A 16,280-nucleotide genomic window follows, 5' to 3' on the forward strand; every position below is an offset into this window, starting at 1 on the left:
CTGGTTGGCCCGTTTCAATTAACTTATATATCCGATAGACTAATTTTTCTTTGGTAACCTGTGGATACTAGTTAATGTGGATAACCACCCTAAATTGAAGCTTCGGTCGGATCATCCTTTTTAATCAATATGACCAGATAGTATACCGTCCATGATCCGGTTTACTTTTTCAGACTATCCCAGTTCTGTTGCAATGCGTCGAGCAATCCGGCTTTATCCGATTTGCCTGCAACGTAAGCCTGAATTGTGCTGCCATACTCTTGTGGAACCCCTTCAGGGAAACGGTTGAAGTTCCAGCTGAGTGTTTTATTTTCCTGGCTATACTTCATGATCTCTGTGGCGAGGTCACCCAGATCCTCTTCGGATGCCGTGATGGAACTGAAAGCCGGGATGAATTTGAACTCTTTCGTCATGTATTGTTTCCCGATATCCGAAGTTACGAGCCACTCCAAAAACTCTTTTGCTTCCGGTTTCACTTGAGAGTTCTTGTTCACAACCCAATAGTTCGGCACGCCGACAAACAATTTGTCATTAGGTTCATTATTAATTGGCATCGGCAGGATACCCAGATTCAGATCCGGATCGATTCCATCGATCTGTACTTGAGTCCAGTTTCCTTGTTGCATCATCGCCGCTTCTCCACTCGCAAACAACGTAACTTGCGTGTTGTAGTCGGTTGTCAGCGGGTTTTTGTTGCTATATTTCAGCGTTAAGTCTAGCAAGTTGATCCAGTCGGCGAACACTTGGTTGCCAGGAATTTTCTCCGTGCTTTCGTTGAGTCCTTGGATGAATTTCACCGGATCTGCCTGATTTGCAAATGCCACGTTTACGTTATGATTGCCCAGCACCCACCACTCCTGATACCCGTTAGAGAATGGGGTAATGCCTGCGGCCTGAAGTTTCTGTGCCGCTTGATCCAATTGTTCCAGTGTTGTTGGAATTTCGGTAATACCTGCTTTTTGGAAGAGGTCTTTGTTATAAATGAAACCATAACCCTCCAGCGCGAGCGGCTGTCCGTAGAGCTTGCCGTCTTTGGTCATTGGCTCTTTGGCTACTTCGAGTGCATCCTTGGCCCATGATTCTCCAGACAGATCTTCCAGATATTCAAGCCATGTATCCAATTCACGATAACCACCTACGTTGAAAATGTCCGGTTGTTCGCCAGCGGCAAACTTGGCTTTCAGTGCAGCACCGTAGTCACTGCCGCCACCTACAGTTTGAATGTCCAGTTTGACGCCTGGATGGGAGGATTCATATTCCGCTTTGAGACGATTGAGCGCTTCTGCGATTTCGACTTTGAATTGGAAGATTTTAATGGTTTTATCTCCAGCAGCAGCCTCGCCACCACCTTGAGCATCCGTGTTGACCGGACTGCCACTCTTGTCTCCATTGCCACAACCCGCGAGCATTACCGAAAAAGCAATCAGCATAAGCAACGTCAACTTTGTCATTCTTTTCATACATACACTCTCCCTATAGTAGTTTCATTATAACAGTTCCACTAATGCATATTTACACTGGCACTCCGATGACAGGATAACCTTCCCTTGAAGTGTATTTTCATTCTAACGAACCGAGCCCACGTTATTCGCACCTATTTGCACAGGTTCCCATACTAACGAATCACAGCGACGTTATTTCGTCGATTTGGTCGAATTTTAAGCCTCTGACGCTGTTTTGTAACCGAATAACGTTGCAGAGATTCGTTACAATTTGTATTCCTTGATTATCCACCTATTAAGATGCGGTGGATTCGTTAGCTTTGATCCGAGTATATCTTTTCTCCTAGAAGGAATGTCCAGGCTATCGAACTTCCCTAGGAGTCATGCCCAAGCTATGCGGGCATGACTCCCTTTGCACACCTCCATGCGAGGTAGGAGCAAAGGGATCAAGGATGCGATGTAGGAGCGGAGCGTTCGCCTTTGAACCTCGGTGGCTTCCTTGCCCCAATACATTCAGGCCACCGAGGAGCAACAGCGACCGAAAGCGCAACTTGAGCCCGCCAGCGACCCTTCCCTCGCACTCGCACCACAGCGACCCTTCCCTCGCAACCCTTACCCTTTAACTGATCCAGCCGTAATCCCCTGAATGATGTACTTCTGCATCAGCAGGAAGAAGATAATTATCGGCATAATACCGAGCACAAGTGCCGGCAAAGCCAGATCCCATTGCTTCGTATATTGTCCGAAGAGTGCAAAGGTCGCAATCGGGATCGTACGCAGGTTGGAGCTTTGCAGGATCAGGGATGGGAGAAGATAATCATTCCAGATCCAGAGTGTGTTCAGAATGATGACGGTTACATACATCGGTTTCATGAGTGGAAATACGATCCGGAAGAACACCCCGTAGGCAGAGCTTCCATCCACTCGGGCCGCTTCCTCAATCTCCAGTGGGACGGATTTTACGAATCCGTGGAACAGGAAGACAGACATGGGTGCCCCGAAACCGAGATAACAGATGATGAGTCCGCCAAGGCTATCGATCAATCCCAGATTACTGGTTACAGTAACAAGTGGAATCATGATAGACTGGAACGGAATCACCATGGCGGCAATGAACATGCCGAACAAAATCCGGTTGAACCGGGTATTGCTACGGACCATTCGGTACGCGGCCATGGAACTGATCAGCACAAGCAACAGATTGCTGACTACCGTAACGATAAGCGAGTTCATCAGCGCAGACGGGAAGTTAATTTTCTCCCAGGCGTTCGCATAATTGCCCCACTGAAACACTTCCGGCCATGCAGCCGAATTGGTGAGCAGATCACCGAAGGTTTTGACCGAATTCACGAACAGGAAGTAGAACGGAACCAGGAATAAAAGTCCAAGGAGTACCATGACAATCTCGGTTAAAATGGTACTGAAGCGGTAATTTTTCGTCGTCTCCATTAGGCTTCTACCTCCTTGCTCTTCGTCAGACGTACCTGAATCATGGTGATGATGGCAACGATTACGAAGAACACGAGTGCTTTGGCGGTTCCGATGCCATATCTGTTATTCACAAAGGCTTCATTGTAAATATTAAGTGCAACCGACTCTGTTGATCCGAACGGTCCACCTTTGGTCAGTGACAGATTGAGATCGAACATTTTGAACGACCAGGAGATCGCCAGGAACAAACAGATCGTTACACCCGGCATAATGAGCGGAAGAATGATGCTCCGCAGTACCTGCCAGCGACTTGCGCCATCAATCTCGGCGGCTTCCAGCAAATCAGGGGATACATTTGTAAGAGATGAGATGTAGATGACCATCAGATATCCTGCGGTCTGCCATACAAACACAATCACGATTCCCCAGAAGGCGGTTGGTTCGTCTCCCAGCCAAGGAAGGTTGAAGAAGGACCAGCCGGTTACATCGCCTACTGCTGAAAACCCTTTCACAAATATGAACTGCCAGATAAAGCCGAGCAACAACCCACCGATCACGTTAGGCATAAAAAAGATCGTACGCAGAATGTTTCTCGTCTTGAGCGGTTTGGTCAGGAAATACGCCAGGAAAAAGCCAATCACATTGGTCAGTACTACACCAACCACGGTGAAGCGCACCGTAAACCAAAACGCCGTTTGGAACTTGGGATCATTCGCAAAAACATGCACGAAGTTATCAAACCCTACCCAATTAATATTCTCCGATACCCCGTTCCAATCCGTGAAGGAATACACCATGCCAAGCAGGAAAGGGACCACGATGATGAGAATAAAAAACACGATGGAGGGACCCACGAACACAAGCTGCTGTAACAGCTGTGAAGATTTGCGATGCTTCATATCGTTCTCCCCTTCTATAGATGGATGAAATTGGTCTCTTTTTCTATTAAACCCCATTATCACCGAGGGAAACACCGACCCTTGTGAACAGTTGGGGGTAAAATATTGTCCTCTCTTAACCTGCAACCAGAAGGGGTGTTCCGATGTCCAAATACTACAGTATACGTACCAAATTGATTGCCTTTATGCTCATCGCTACCACCCTTCCGCTGCTCGCATCGATCAGCATGACGTTTATCCAGACCAAGACGGCCTTGCGTGAACAGGCTGTTGAAGAAAACAAACGCCTGATCTACCAAGCGTCCACCAATCTCAACAATTATGTGGATAACGTGGCCAGAGCGTCGCTCGCTGTGTATAACGACCCGAACTTTCTGCGTAACTTAGCAAAAATTCCTGGTGATTATCGTGCGGTTGCCGAGGTGTATACCACTTTGCAGACCATCCGCGCGGCTGTGCCGGATGTATTCCAGCTGTATTTGCACTCTTTTGCCGCCAATCAATCCACCTTAATTACAAATCCCTTTCCGAAGCGGGAGGAACGCAAACAGGCCTATTCCGGCTCGCTCCATGGAAAAACAGGCGGTGACAGCCCGGACATCTGGGTGGAATCGGCACATATGAGTCACACGTACGGATTCAAGGCCGCCTCCCCCGATGACCCTGCCAGAACGGTCATTACCCTGCATCGGGTGATCAAGGATATTCCGTCCACCGAGCGTCTGGGTGTACTCGCCATTGACTTGAATATGAATACCATTGCAGCAATCTGTGGCAGGCTGTATGATCCGGCTAAGGAACAGATCTATGTGGTGGATGGTCAGAATCAGATCATTTACCAAGGACGTTCCGAGGTCAATCATACGGATGCACTACGAGAGGAAACCGCTAGTGAACTGAATATCGCGCGATCTAGCGAAGGTACAGCCCAGAATGTCGCAGGGCATTTTGAACAGGATCGATCCATGTATGTATACCAACAACTTGGCAGCACATACGCCGACTGGACCATCGTCAAACAGATCCCGAATGAGACGTTATATGCCAGAGCCACCACACTTACATGGAATAATGCGATGATTGCCATTGCGGCACTTGTATTGGTCATTGTTGCAACCTTGTTCATCTCCATCCGAATCACCGGTCCACTCAAGCAACTCATGCGGTATATGAACCAGATTCAAGCCGGGCGTCTGCATGTGGATATCCATCTATCCAGCCGAGATGAATTCGGGGTACTCGCTCGTCATTTCCGGGATATGATGGATACGGTAAATAACCTAATTTTGCGGGAATATCGACTCGAAATCGCCAATAAAACGAATCAACTCAAAGCGTTGCAAGCGCAGATTCATCCGCATTTTCTGTATAACACACTGCAGTCCATCGGTACACTTGCCCTTCAACAGCAAGGACAGCGGGCGTATACCCTACTCTCTTCCCTATCGAAAATGCTGCGCTACAGCATGCGGGATCAGACCTGCGTGACCTTACGCGAAGAGGCGGAGCATGCCCGCTTATATCTGGAACTGCAACAGGAGCGGTTCGGAGACCGCCTTGAGGTCGATTTGGATTTTGCCGAAGATACCCTGTCTGTCGAAATGCCAAGAATGACGTTACAACCTTTAATTGAGAACTATTTCAAACATGGAGCAGATATTCAGCCAGGCAAAGGCCACATCTCCCTATCCAGCCGCCGGATCGATGATTGTTGGATTGAAATAGAACTGAATAATAACGGACCTTCCATACCTGAAGATAAATTACTGGATATCCGGGGATGGCTGCACCAAAATCACACCTCAACCGGGTTAGCCACGCAAGAATCCGATGAGTCCGAGTCCATCGGTCTACGAAATGTGATGCGCAGACTTCAATTAAACTCACATCCCGGTCACTCTGCCAGACTTGAGATCAGCAATCGGGAACCCCATGGTGTGAAGATCACGGTTAAACTATACGCGGGAGAGTGAACAACATGAAGGCACTGCTTGTAGATGATGAAAAACATGTCCGCGATGCCATAAGGTTGCTTGGTCATTGGGAAGACTTTGGTATTGATACATTACTTGAAGCAGCAGACGGGGATGAAGCCATCGCCGCCATCACGGCACATCAACCTCAAATCATACTCAGTGACATGCGTATGCCGGGCAAGGACGGTATGGCATTACTTGAATGGATATCGGCTCATGCCCCCCACAGCAAGGTGCTGGTTATTAGTGGATATGACGATTTTGAACTCGTGAGGCATGCAATCAGGCATGGTGGCATGGACTACCTCCTGAAACCTGTGGAAGCAGATGAGCTGAATGCCTCTCTATTAAAGGCCGTTACAGCTTGGGAAGAGGAAGACGCCATTCGGATACAATCCACCAGACAATCCATTGTCGTTAATCGAATGCGCCCCCACTACCAGGATCGTCTGCTCACCGAACTTGCCGTCGGAAGAGGCAGCAGCCCATCACACATGCAGCGATTGCAGGATGAGTTAAATCTCCCCTGTCTAATCCCTGTCTGTAGTGTCGCTGTCACCAGCCTGTCCCATCTGGATGCAGATTGTCTGGCGAAATACCGCAGTCAACCGGACCTGCTTGTGTTCTCGGTGCTCAATATCTGTGCCGAGATGTTATCCACACCAGACGAAGGCGTAATGTTTCGCCAGTTGGATCAACCGGACGAGATTGTTCTGCTGCATTGGGGCCCATCCACTTCATTGGAACATATTCTGGACAAGGTCAATCATGGATTGGAGCAGACGATTCAGCGCCGGCTTCATTTTGGTATCTCCATCTGTGAGTCCTACCCTGGCGGAATCTCAGCGGCCTATCTGGAAGCAAGTTCAAGGTTGTGGCGACGTAATGCTGTGCAAATTAAACAGCGGACCCATGCTTCAGTGGAATCATCAAATGGGAATAAAATCAGGCGTTTAACCGCCCATGAAGAACCCCTGCGTATGGCAGCAATGAGTTGCCGGGCTTCCAGTGTAGCTGCTGCGGTCGCCGAGTGGCTTGACCCGATTACTGATCTTGAGGTTGTCAGTGCTGAGCAGATCCAGCAATGGATCGACGAGCTGGAATGGATGCTGAGCCACTGGCTTGATGATACGGCAGGTTCGTCATTCAATGAGGAAGAAGTGACGGAGGAACGGTCTATTCCATTTGCCGAGTTACCTTTGGACTATGAAGGACTGTTATCCTTCCCCCTCCTTCGTTCATTATTGGAACAACGACTGCTTGCCGCAGGAAAGGCGCTCACCGCTCATCACCACGCCAATCCTGATCCCATGAGTGAGATTGCGCGTTACATGGACGCCCATTATCAGGAGGACCTGTCCTTGCAGCAGATTGCCGCGCGTTTCTACCTGAGCCGGGAGTATATTTCACGCAAATTCAAACAGCAATTTGGTCTGAACTGGTCGGAATATCTGGGCAAACTGCGAATTAACAACGCCAAGCTACTACTCCAAAATCCTTCTCTGCGAGTCGCCAAAATCTCAGAGATGGTTGGATTCCAGGATGAGAAGTATTTCAGCAAAGTGTTCAAAAAGATGGAAGGCATCACGCCAGCGGAATATCGTAAAACAGTATTTCAGCCTGGTACGTAACAAGTACCTGATCCGAATTCAAAAGAGTACTCCTGGCATGGCCCATCGGAAGTACTCTTTTGAATTTTACTTTTACAGAAAATAGCCTATATCATGACGACTTGTTGGCTCTTTCTTTTCTAAGATAGAATACGATCCGAAAGATTGCGGCTACAGCTATCCCCAGGTAGAGATAATAAACTTTATTTCCCGTTGTATGAGCTGCTATGGGAAAAAAGACTACGATGAACAGAACCAGTGCAATATCCAGGTAGAACATGATCTTCCGATAAGTAAGAACTCTCATCTCCCCCTTTGATTTACCAAAAATGGTTTTATTAATTATATTAGATCATAACATAGATACGTCCTAGTCCGCTCAACGATCCCGCAAAATCACCTCAGGTACAAGTCGAATGTAGAGTAGCTCCCCTGCAAGCTCCACCATCGTCTGTGTAACGATGACTGCTGCAGCTATGGTTGCCCATTCTGGAGGGAGTGCCAGCGCCAGCGGCAAAACAACCAACGAATTCCGTGTGGCTGAACTGAAAATCAACGCCCGCCCTGCACTTGGATTCAATCGAAATCCATTGGCAATGATCCGAGATATCCAAGGCATAATGATTAGAAAAGCAACGTAGATCGGGATCACATTCACGATAATCGCCATATCATTGTAGACTTTGCCAATCTGGGAAGCGACAACCACGATCAGCGCAAGTGCCATCATCGGAACCTGTAGCCATGCCATCGCATTCATGACCCGCTCCCCGCTCGCTTTACCTCTGAAGAAAACTTGTGTAACAACAGCGAGCAGCAGTGGAATAACGATCAGGAACAGAAAAGCCTCTACAAACGGCCCTACCTGCATGATCTGTGCCATCTCGGTACCCAACAATAGCCATAAATAAAACGGCAACAGGATCATTTGTATAACAAATAAAAGAGGTGTTGCGGCGAGCATCAGTTTCTCATTGCCTCTGCCGAGTTGCGTGAACACAATGACGTAATCAATACAGGGCGTTAGCAATACCAGATAGACTCCGATCAGAACGCCTGGTGATTGCGGAAAGACAAGTGTGAGCAACCATACAACTACAGGTACAACGATAAAATTAGCTACCAGTAACGCGCCCATAAATCGCAGGTTGGACCAGGACTCTTTTAACTGTAGAAAGGGAATCTGTACGAACATGCTGTATAACAGAATGGCAAGTATCGGAGACACGGTGTAATGCAACATGTTTCCCCATGCCGGGCTGCTTAGTCCTATCGCTGCTCCTACGAACAGTGCAACTACATAGAACCAAGTCTGCTGTTGCTCCATCGTTTCTCTTGTGAGCATTCTCTTCCTCCTCTTCTAGTGGGACATCGTGGGCATGGACATATTTCTGCTTCGTTTCGCGTATATTGGGACAGAGTGCCGTTCCAACATAGCGGCTGAGCACAAGGATCTGAAAAATCAACTTGTGAATTTTTTGCGGCTGTTATTAGAATGTGCAAGAACTGGGTATATTCATTGTAGACTGACCCGTGGTTCATTCATTCGTTAAACCAAGGAGGAAACACAATGTCACGTAACAATCCGTACAAGTGGTTAAACGCCATTGGTTTTATCGCTGTAATTATCGTGAACTACCTCTCCAACGCTCTGCCGATCGGGGGCAAGACCAATAAAGAAGTATCGGATATGTATCCTGTGCTGCTCACACCTTCTGGATATGCCTTCTCTATATGGGGTCTGATCTACTTGCTGCTGGCAGGATTTGTGATCTATCAGTTCGTACCCGCTTCCTGGAAAAGGGATTCGATTACCCGTCTCGGGTATTGGTTTCTGGCAAGTTGTGCCTTCAACGTAGCCTGGATTTTTGCTTTTCAAAACTTGCAGACCGGTCTCGCTTTACTGATTATTGTACTGCTTCTGTTGTGCCTGATCATGCTGTATGTAAAAACACGTACCATTACTGTTCCAACCACTGCTGAGATCTGGCTTGTGAAGCTGCCATTCAGCATCTATCTTGGATGGATTAGCGTGGCAACGATTGTCAATGCAGCGGTACTATTATATAAAATAGGCTGGGATGGTTTTGGTATCAGCGAACCGACCTGGACGATCATTATGCTGATTGTCGGTATGGTGCTAGCTGTACTCGTTAGTTTCCGTTATCGGGATAGCATATACCCACTTGTATTCACATGGGCATATATCGCCATCGCACTTAAACAAAAGGATGTCACTTCCGTATATTATACGGCAATCATCATTGCAATCGTACTGGCCATCTATGCGGTATGGCTGTTCTTCGCCCGGAATCAGGATCGCGATTGAAATTCCCCCTTCTATATAGCGCTTAAATATTACGTAAAAATGCAAAAAGCCGATTCTGGTCATTCGACCTGAAATCGGCTTTTTATGTATACCCGAACGAATGAAGGTTGTCCTATTTCAGGGCAATAACTTCAATCTCCACCAGTGCATCTTTTGGCAAACGAGCAACTTCTACTGCACTTCGTGCAGGGTACGGCTGTTCAAAGAACGTGCTATACACTTCATTCACAGGAACAAAATCGTTCATGTCCTTCAGGAACACTGTCGTTTTCACGATTTTATCCATACTTGTACCTGCTGCTTCAAGAATAGCCTTCACATTGCTCAAGGACAGACGTGTCTGCTCTTGTACATCTGCACCGAATTCTCCCGTTTGAGGATTCAGGCCAAGCTGTCCGGAAGTGTAGATGAAATCGCCTGCATCAACGGCTTGACTGTATGGACCAATGGCGCCTGGCGCCTGATCGGTAGAGATTGGTTTTTTCATGGACGACTGCTCCTTCATGTTCGTTATCCTGCTGCCGCATGGAGTCAGGGTTCGAACTCATTTTTGTTGCCTATTATACCACGATCTACCTCAAGCGAGAAACGCTCATCACTAGCCACATGAAGCAAACAGCTCGTTCAAAGGTTTCTTAGCCCCCGTCCACACCAAGGACATGAATGACTTCATTTGAATACACATGGTTTCCCTCGGCTTGCACCAGTGCAATATTTGTCATGGCCTGTGCAATGGTTGCGGCGTGGACCGCCCGGTATTTGTCCGCTCTGCCTTTCATCCAGCGATCCAGAAACTTCATGGCATAGGCAGCCATCTGCTCACCGAACCGCTTCTCGTTTCGATCTCCCAGAATTAAGGAAGGGCGGAAGATATGCAATGACGGAAAACCGATATCGGACAATGCACCCTCCATTTCCCCTTTGGTCCGACTGTAAAAGACACGGGAACCTGCACTCGCTCCCATGGAGGAGATCACCAGCATCTGTGATACTCCATGCTGCTTCGCAATGGTAGCTGCACGAACCGGGTAATGGTAATCCACCTGACGGAAACTCTCCTGACTGCCTGCTTTTTTGATCGTTGTACCCAAACAACAGTACAGGTCATCGATTCCATCGAATAATTGATCTTGGCTCTCCAGCTGTTCCCAGTCCACTACATGCTGTTCCAGTTTGGGATGTTGCAGCTCAAGTGGACGTCTAACCAAAACGCGAACCAGGCTGTATGCCGAGTGCTCCAGCAGATGATGAACCAGTAATCCGCCTACAAGCCCCGTTGCTCCAATCACCATGGCTTTCCGTTCGAGACGATTCATATACATCCCTCCACTTCGCCATCGTTATATTAAGTCATGCGTCATAGTTTCTATTTTAACAGTACACGACGTCCAAGGGTAAATGTAAGAATCAGCATTACTACACCAACCCCCACCTGAAATCCGTAGGCAGAGACCCAGGCCAATGCATCGGACCAGGTTTCCATCTTTTCATACAACCAGCCACCCATCAGCGGCCCAAGAAATGAGGTCACTCCCGTCAGAGCCGAATACACCGCGACAAACATCGGTCTTTCACTTTTGGGTGTATCTCCGATCGTAAAGTTAAATGCCAGCTGATTGAATCCACCTACACCGATCCCAAGGAAGATATGAGATAGAAATAGTGCGATCAATACGGGCATGAACGACATTAACCCCCACGACAGACAGGAGAGTGCAATGACTGGCAATGTCCAAAATAGGAGGGTTTTGTTGCTGAATCTGGCATTCAGATTGCCCCAGACATAGAAACCGACCATCATAACCAGCGTCTGGACTACCGTGATCAGGGATACAGTCTGATAATTAATGTTCAATAAGTCCAGCATAACATAGGAATAGAGCGGAACAATCAAGGTCTGGATCAATAACCAGACAGCCAGGAACAGCGTTGCTTTCAGGAAAGAACGATCCTGGAACGGCTTGATGAACATCCGCCAGAAAACCTTTTCGGTAGAACGTTCAAAGGGAACGTCCGGATAGAAAAAATAGATGACTGTATTGGCAATCGCACATATCCACACCGGAATAAACAGGATTAGAAAACCCATGTCTCCGGGGTAACGGTCCAAAACAATACCGCCTGCGAATAAGCATACGCTTCCAAGAGCATTCAGAATCGTATTTCGAATACCGAAATAGCGTCCCCTGACCTTGGCAGGTACAATGTCTCCAATCAATGAAGTCCAGATCATACCGCCGATGGTATTCGATATAAAAGCAACCGTATATACAGCAATATATACGCTTACCCACCACTCTTTGGGAAAAATAAACGGGATCAGTCCCGTTGCACTCCATAAGATGCGATGAGTGCCCACAAATAACAGCAGCATGCGTTTTCGGCTGCGAATACGCTGCATCCAGTAAGCTGCTCCGATTTGGGCAATGTTTACGAACGTCGTAATCGCGAGCACAAAGCCGATATGTCTCGACCCGGCCCCAAGGTACAGCAGAAACCCGGTTAAGAACGGGCCTCCCAGCAATGTCTGTAAAATAATTGCCGGTACGCCCTCCCATGTTGCAATCGATAAGTTAGTGCGTTGTGTCGAACCCTTGCGCCGTGGTTTGCTATCTAACGGGAGAGGGTTAACGTTGACCGTCTTCTGTATGGGAATACACTCCTTAGACCGGGTTTCGAATGCCGGCCGATGCTAGTTGTCATCCCAAATTGTACTCACGGCGCGAAGGTTGTCAACTCATTTTTTCCCGGTTCAACGGGAGATAGAGATGGAAGGTGCTTCCTTTACCTTCAGTGCTCTCAAGTTCAATCGATCCCCCCAGTAGTCTCGCTAAATCCCGACTGATCGACAGGCCAAGTCCGGTACCGCCAAATTTTCGACTAATCGACCCGTCAGCCTGCTGAAATGCTTCAAATATGGAATGATGCTTGTCCTCAGAAATGCCAATGCCTGTGTCCTGAACGGAGAAAATAAGCCATCGATTCTGAATACCTGCATTCTTAGTCTGCTTGGTGCTTACGGTCAGCGTAACCTTCCCTCGGTGAGTGAACTTGATGGCATTGGACATCAGATTCCGCAAAATCTGTTGAACCCGCTGGGGATCAGACCAGAGCGTCTCGGGCAGTCCCTGTTTTTTGTCCAGAACCAACAGAATACCTTTTTTCTCGGCAACAAGCTGAAAGTGGCTCATGGCATCTTCTGTAAGTTGTGCGACACTGATATCCTCCAGTACAATATCCAGCCGCCCCGCTTCTACTTTGGAGAGATCCAGAATATCGTTAATGAGCGTAAGTAGTTCCTGCCCGGAGTGGTCGATCATATTGGCAAAACGTACAATATCCTCCTGATCCATCGTGTCGGTATTCTCGCTGATCATCTGGGCAAAGTTAATGACACTGTTCAGTGGTGTACGCAGTTCATGGGACATATTGGCGAGAAATTCGGATTTGTACTGTGAGGCAATCATCAATTGTTTCGCTCGATCCTCCAGTACAATCTGGGCTTTCTGTAACTCCTCCTTTTGCACAGACAATAGCCGGTTTGTACTCTGGATCAGCAAAATTCGATTCTGTTCATTCTGAAAATCACGTAAAATAAATGCAAAAATAAGGCTTAATACAATGCCTGTAGGGAGTGTATAAGGCATAATATGTGAAAAAAAGTATGTAGCCGGGATCACGCCAACGATAGCAATGTTTACACTATTGACCACATTGACGATAACTGTAACAAGGATTCCTTTAATAATCAGCCTGTAGTTGCTGCGTCTCATCCATATATTTAGACCTGCACATATCACGCCCAAAATAGACATGTTAAGTACTGCCGCCAATGTAGCATCCGTGATGCCAAAAGTCAGCCTCGATAGCCCAATTCCAATACCCACGATGATTATGCTATAGGGTTGTCTATACGTTAGAACGGCAACAATTAAAGGAACATATCGAAGATCAAAGACCACTTCATCGGTGAGTTGAAACCCAAAAACCGTACTGATCCAGCCTGCAAATATAAGGACAAGCACGGAACTGACCTGCTTCACTCGGGAAGAGGTACGTATTACGACATATTTATAGAACACACTAGCAAGATATGCAATGGTAATAAGCATCCCCATATTCAATACGAACATTTTTGAGAATTGCATTAACTCACTCCTGTTGTACCGACTTTACTGGCCAAATTACCTTCGTCCGTATGTGTCTCTATCATATCATGCCCATTGAAGCTTCGACATTCCTTCTTCGTCAAAAAAATACACAAAAATACACAAATCAGGATTCAATTTGTGCGCTGGTCGTAGTAGAATATATTGTTGTTTAAATTTGAATTAGTTATTTGCTGGGGTCATGTTCCTCTGGAACATGAATGAAAGGAGAAAGATGTTGTGCAATTGTTAAAAAGCAAATCCTATTGGCTGTCACTGAGTTTAATGCTGTCTTTGGCCGTCATGGGGCTCTTCTATGATATTCTTAATAGTCCAGAACGCGGGTTCGCAGTGCTTGATTCGCCGCTTGACCGGATCATTCCCTACGTGCCTGGCATGTCCATTCCATATTTGGGCTGGTACCCGTTTGTATTCGGTGTGCTCGCTTACCTGTGTGCCAAGGATCGCCTGACGTATTACCGCGTCTTGTTATCCATGAATATCTGTGTCTGGATATGTTATCTGATCTACTTCAACTTTCAGACCATGGTACCGCGCCCGGAACTGACGGGTACAGGCCTGGGAGCATCTGTTCTCGGATGGCTCTATAGCCAGGATCGTCCTTATAATTGTTTTCCAAGTATTCATTCTCTTCACTCTTATCTGGTTATGCGTGCCGTTCTCTCGGTTCCAAGCATTCGCAAACCCATCAAGATTTTGGTGGCCGCCGGGGCAGCAACTATTATAGTATCCACGCTAATGATCAAACAACATGTAATCTATGACGCCTTGGGTGCAGTCATACTCGGCGAATGTGTTCTCACCATCATAACTGGCCTCGCTCTACACCGGAGACGCAGAAAAGAATCGAAGTGGACAGAGGGAATCAGCTGATCCCTCACTTCGATGGTTTCTGAAGATGCTGTTGTCGTCTCCATTCATCAATAAACAAACCTGCAAAATAGGGGTCCCATTGGGTCCCTTTTCCTTCTTCCAAAATCGTTAGCGCTTTCTCGTGACTCATCCCATTCCGATATGGTCGATCAGACGTCATGGCATCAAAGGCATCCGCTACCGCAATGATGCGGCCAAATAGCGGAATCTCATCGCCTGCCATCCCATCCGGATATCCTTTGCCATCATATCTCTCATGGTGAGATCGTACACCTGGCAGAAAATCCGCCATGGCATCAATGGGTTCTATCTGAAGCAGAATGCTCTCTCCCTGTACGGGATGTGTCCGAATAATTGCGAATTCTTCATCGCTTAGTTTTCCATCCTTCAGCAGTACCTCATCAGGTATGCCGATTTTCCCGATATCATGAAGCAGGGCTGATTTGTACAATAAATCCGCCTGTTCCTCACTCATTCCGCTCAGCTTACCAATCATCAGCGAATACTCTGCCACACGCATGGAATGTCCTGCCGTGTACTTATCTCGGGCGTCCAAAGCAGCAGCCAGCGTAGAAAAATAACTTTGCAACAGCTGTCGATTGCGTTCCTGTCTCATCTCCAGCCGATTAATCATCATATTAAAACCGGAGATCAGTGCCGAAAACTCATCCGCATATAGATCCGGAGCTCGTCTGCCAAGATCTCCCCCCTGAATTCGGTTCATCTCATGCGTCAGTTCAGCAACTGGATCACGAACATCACGAATCAACAGCCAGCTTCCCACCAGCGCAAACCCCGCGCCCAGAACAACGATGAGAATTCCCCACAGTATGTACTCTTTCGCAAATTCACTGTCCATATACTGAAGTCTGATATATGTAGCCAGGAAAAATAGAAATAGAGGAAATAAGCCAATCAGTGCCGTACTTAGCTGAAATTTACGCTGGATCGATACCAGGATGCGCCCTCCCAGTGAAGGTTCCATCCCGTATTGGACTTTGCCTCGATGACGAATCTCAAGTAACAGGGGTCTAATCGCCCGCACCGTTAGGTAATACTCAATCAGCGCATGCATGATGGCAATCAGAAAGGCACACGCAGCGGCCACGACAGTATAGAAGTAAGGAAATTCAAGCCACCCTGTGGATATCATCCATAATGTTAATCCGGCTGCCGGAAGTGAGAAGCCAAGCATGTGCGGACCCATGATCCGATATATGGTCTGACCCGGGAAACGATGAATTTTCTCATACATGTGGTTCAATTCGTCTCTCTCGTGATGCTCGGAAGTGAAAAATTGTCTTATGGGGCCAAGCTGTACCCACAGCGTAATTAATTCTGCAACCAGCATGAACAAGAGTGAAATCAGTACAATGAAGATGAGTCGAACAAATTGAATATTGGGTATTTGCAGAGTAGATACCATAACTACTGTACCGACAACAAAAACAGCTGCCAGTGAACCGATCAGATAATTGCGTATTAGGCGAAAGATAAATGAACGGTATGCTTCCAACTGAACCCCTCACTCTCTATGTGCAACCAGTTCTC

At 47.2% G+C, this 16,280-nt stretch carries 13 protein-coding genes; 4 read left to right on the top strand and 9 right to left on the bottom strand.

Annotated features, from left to right (window positions below; genetic code table 11):
- Positions 1 to 161: 161 nt before the first annotated feature.
- The 3 genes from J2Z28_RS21340 to J2Z28_RS21350 form a co-directional block, all read right to left on the bottom strand.
- Positions 162 to 1,460 (bottom strand): ABC transporter substrate-binding protein, encoded by a 1,299-nt coding sequence (locus J2Z28_RS21340; RefSeq protein WP_036607334.1) that lies wholly within the window; start codon positions 1,458 to 1,460, stop codon positions 162 to 164.
- A gap of 594 nt (positions 1,461 to 2,054) precedes the next feature.
- Positions 2,055 to 2,891 carry a carbohydrate ABC transporter permease gene (locus J2Z28_RS21345; protein WP_211084202.1) on the bottom strand — a complete coding sequence of 279 codons (837 nt, stop codon included), beginning with the start codon at positions 2,889 to 2,891 and terminating at the stop codon, positions 2,055 to 2,057.
- Positions 2,891 to 3,772: a carbohydrate ABC transporter permease gene (locus tag J2Z28_RS21350; RefSeq protein ID WP_036607341.1), complete on the bottom strand. Its 882-nt coding sequence runs from the start codon at positions 3,770 to 3,772 to the stop codon at positions 2,891 to 2,893. The genes J2Z28_RS21345 and J2Z28_RS21350 overlap by 1 nt, the downstream gene beginning before the upstream one ends.
- 143 nt (positions 3,773 to 3,915) lie before the next feature.
- Here J2Z28_RS21350 and J2Z28_RS21355 point away from each other — a divergent pair, with 143 nt between their 5' ends.
- Both J2Z28_RS21355 and J2Z28_RS21360 read left to right on the top strand, forming a co-directional pair.
- Positions 3,916 to 5,745 carry a cache domain-containing sensor histidine kinase gene (locus J2Z28_RS21355; protein ID WP_211084203.1) on the top strand — a complete coding sequence of 610 codons (1,830 nt, stop codon included), beginning with the start codon at positions 3,916 to 3,918 and terminating at the stop codon, positions 5,743 to 5,745.
- A gap of 5 nt (positions 5,746 to 5,750) precedes the next feature.
- Positions 5,751 to 7,379 carry a response regulator gene (locus tag J2Z28_RS21360; protein WP_211084204.1) on the top strand — a complete coding sequence of 543 codons (1,629 nt, stop codon included), beginning with the start codon at positions 5,751 to 5,753 and terminating at the stop codon, positions 7,377 to 7,379.
- A 358-nt stretch (positions 7,380 to 7,737) separates the two neighbouring features.
- Here the strand turns inward: J2Z28_RS21360 and J2Z28_RS21365 are convergent, their stop codons facing one another.
- The gene (locus J2Z28_RS21365) at positions 7,738 to 8,703 is read right to left on the bottom strand and encodes an arsenic resistance protein (protein ID WP_211084205.1); all 966 of its coding nucleotides are present in this window, start codon (positions 8,701 to 8,703) and stop codon (positions 7,738 to 7,740) included.
- Positions 8,704 to 8,928: 225 nt separating this feature from the next.
- Between J2Z28_RS21365 and J2Z28_RS21370 the strand changes: the two genes are divergently transcribed.
- Positions 8,929 to 9,687: a tryptophan-rich sensory protein gene (locus tag J2Z28_RS21370; protein ID WP_017690869.1), complete on the top strand. Its 759-nt coding sequence runs from the start codon at positions 8,929 to 8,931 to the stop codon at positions 9,685 to 9,687.
- 112 nt (positions 9,688 to 9,799) lie between these two features.
- On the opposite strand, the gene J2Z28_RS21375 is transcribed toward J2Z28_RS21370, so the two are convergent.
- The 4 genes from J2Z28_RS21375 to J2Z28_RS21390 form a co-directional block, all read right to left on the bottom strand.
- Positions 9,800 to 10,174, bottom strand: a complete 375-nt coding sequence (locus J2Z28_RS21375) for a RidA family protein (RefSeq protein ID WP_017690870.1) — start codon at positions 10,172 to 10,174, stop codon at positions 9,800 to 9,802.
- 148 nt (positions 10,175 to 10,322) lie between these two features.
- Positions 10,323 to 11,003 carry an oxidoreductase gene (locus J2Z28_RS21380; RefSeq protein WP_017690871.1) on the bottom strand — a complete coding sequence of 227 codons (681 nt, stop codon included), beginning with the start codon at positions 11,001 to 11,003 and terminating at the stop codon, positions 10,323 to 10,325.
- Positions 11,004 to 11,053: 50 nt separating this feature from the next.
- On the bottom strand, positions 11,054 to 12,211 hold the full coding sequence (locus J2Z28_RS21385; RefSeq protein WP_244988453.1) for an MFS transporter: 1,158 nt from the start codon (positions 12,209 to 12,211) through the stop codon (positions 11,054 to 11,056).
- A 208-nt stretch (positions 12,212 to 12,419) separates the two neighbouring features.
- Positions 12,420 to 13,835: a sensor histidine kinase gene (locus J2Z28_RS21390; protein ID WP_211084206.1), complete on the bottom strand. Its 1,416-nt coding sequence runs from the start codon at positions 13,833 to 13,835 to the stop codon at positions 12,420 to 12,422.
- A 240-nt stretch (positions 13,836 to 14,075) separates the two neighbouring features.
- On the opposite strand from J2Z28_RS21390, the gene J2Z28_RS21395 reads away from it, so the two are divergent.
- Positions 14,076 to 14,729 (top strand): phosphatase PAP2 family protein, encoded by a 654-nt coding sequence (locus J2Z28_RS21395; RefSeq protein ID WP_211084207.1) that lies wholly within the window; start codon positions 14,076 to 14,078, stop codon positions 14,727 to 14,729.
- 4 nt (positions 14,730 to 14,733) lie between these two features.
- Here J2Z28_RS21395 and J2Z28_RS21400 read toward each other — a convergent pair whose 3' ends face one another.
- Positions 14,734 to 16,245 (bottom strand): HD domain-containing phosphohydrolase, encoded by a 1,512-nt coding sequence (locus tag J2Z28_RS21400; protein WP_127551160.1) that lies wholly within the window; start codon positions 16,243 to 16,245, stop codon positions 14,734 to 14,736.
- Positions 16,246 to 16,280 lie beyond the last annotated feature (35 nt).

The sequence above is a fragment of the Paenibacillus xylanexedens genome (assembly GCF_017874615.1).
In the GTDB taxonomy this organism is placed as follows: Bacteria; Bacillota; Bacilli; order Paenibacillales; family Paenibacillaceae; genus Paenibacillus; species Paenibacillus xylanexedens.

Coding starts and splice junctions, on each gene's coding strand:
- J2Z28_RS21340 (WP_036607334.1), bottom strand. CDS start 1,460: ATGAAAAGAATGACAAAGTTGACGTTGCTTATGCTGATTGCTTTTTCG.
- J2Z28_RS21345 (WP_211084202.1), bottom strand. CDS start 2,891: ATGGAGACGACGAAAAATTACCGCTTCAGTACCATTTTAACCGAGATT.
- J2Z28_RS21350 (WP_036607341.1), bottom strand. CDS start 3,772: ATGAAGCATCGCAAATCTTCACAGCTGTTACAGCAGCTTGTGTTCGTG.
- J2Z28_RS21355 (WP_211084203.1), top strand. CDS start 3,916: ATGTCCAAATACTACAGTATACGTACCAAATTGATTGCCTTTATGCTC.
- J2Z28_RS21360 (WP_211084204.1), top strand. CDS start 5,751: ATGAAGGCACTGCTTGTAGATGATGAAAAACATGTCCGCGATGCCATA.
- J2Z28_RS21365 (WP_211084205.1), bottom strand. CDS start 8,703: ATGCTCACAAGAGAAACGATGGAGCAACAGCAGACTTGGTTCTATGTA.
- J2Z28_RS21370 (WP_017690869.1), top strand. CDS start 8,929: ATGTCACGTAACAATCCGTACAAGTGGTTAAACGCCATTGGTTTTATC.
- J2Z28_RS21375 (WP_017690870.1), bottom strand. CDS start 10,174: ATGAAAAAACCAATCTCTACCGATCAGGCGCCAGGCGCCATTGGTCCA.
- J2Z28_RS21380 (WP_017690871.1), bottom strand. CDS start 11,003: ATGAATCGTCTCGAACGGAAAGCCATGGTGATTGGAGCAACGGGGCTT.
- J2Z28_RS21390 (WP_211084206.1), bottom strand. CDS start 13,835: ATGCAATTCTCAAAAATGTTCGTATTGAATATGGGGATGCTTATTACC.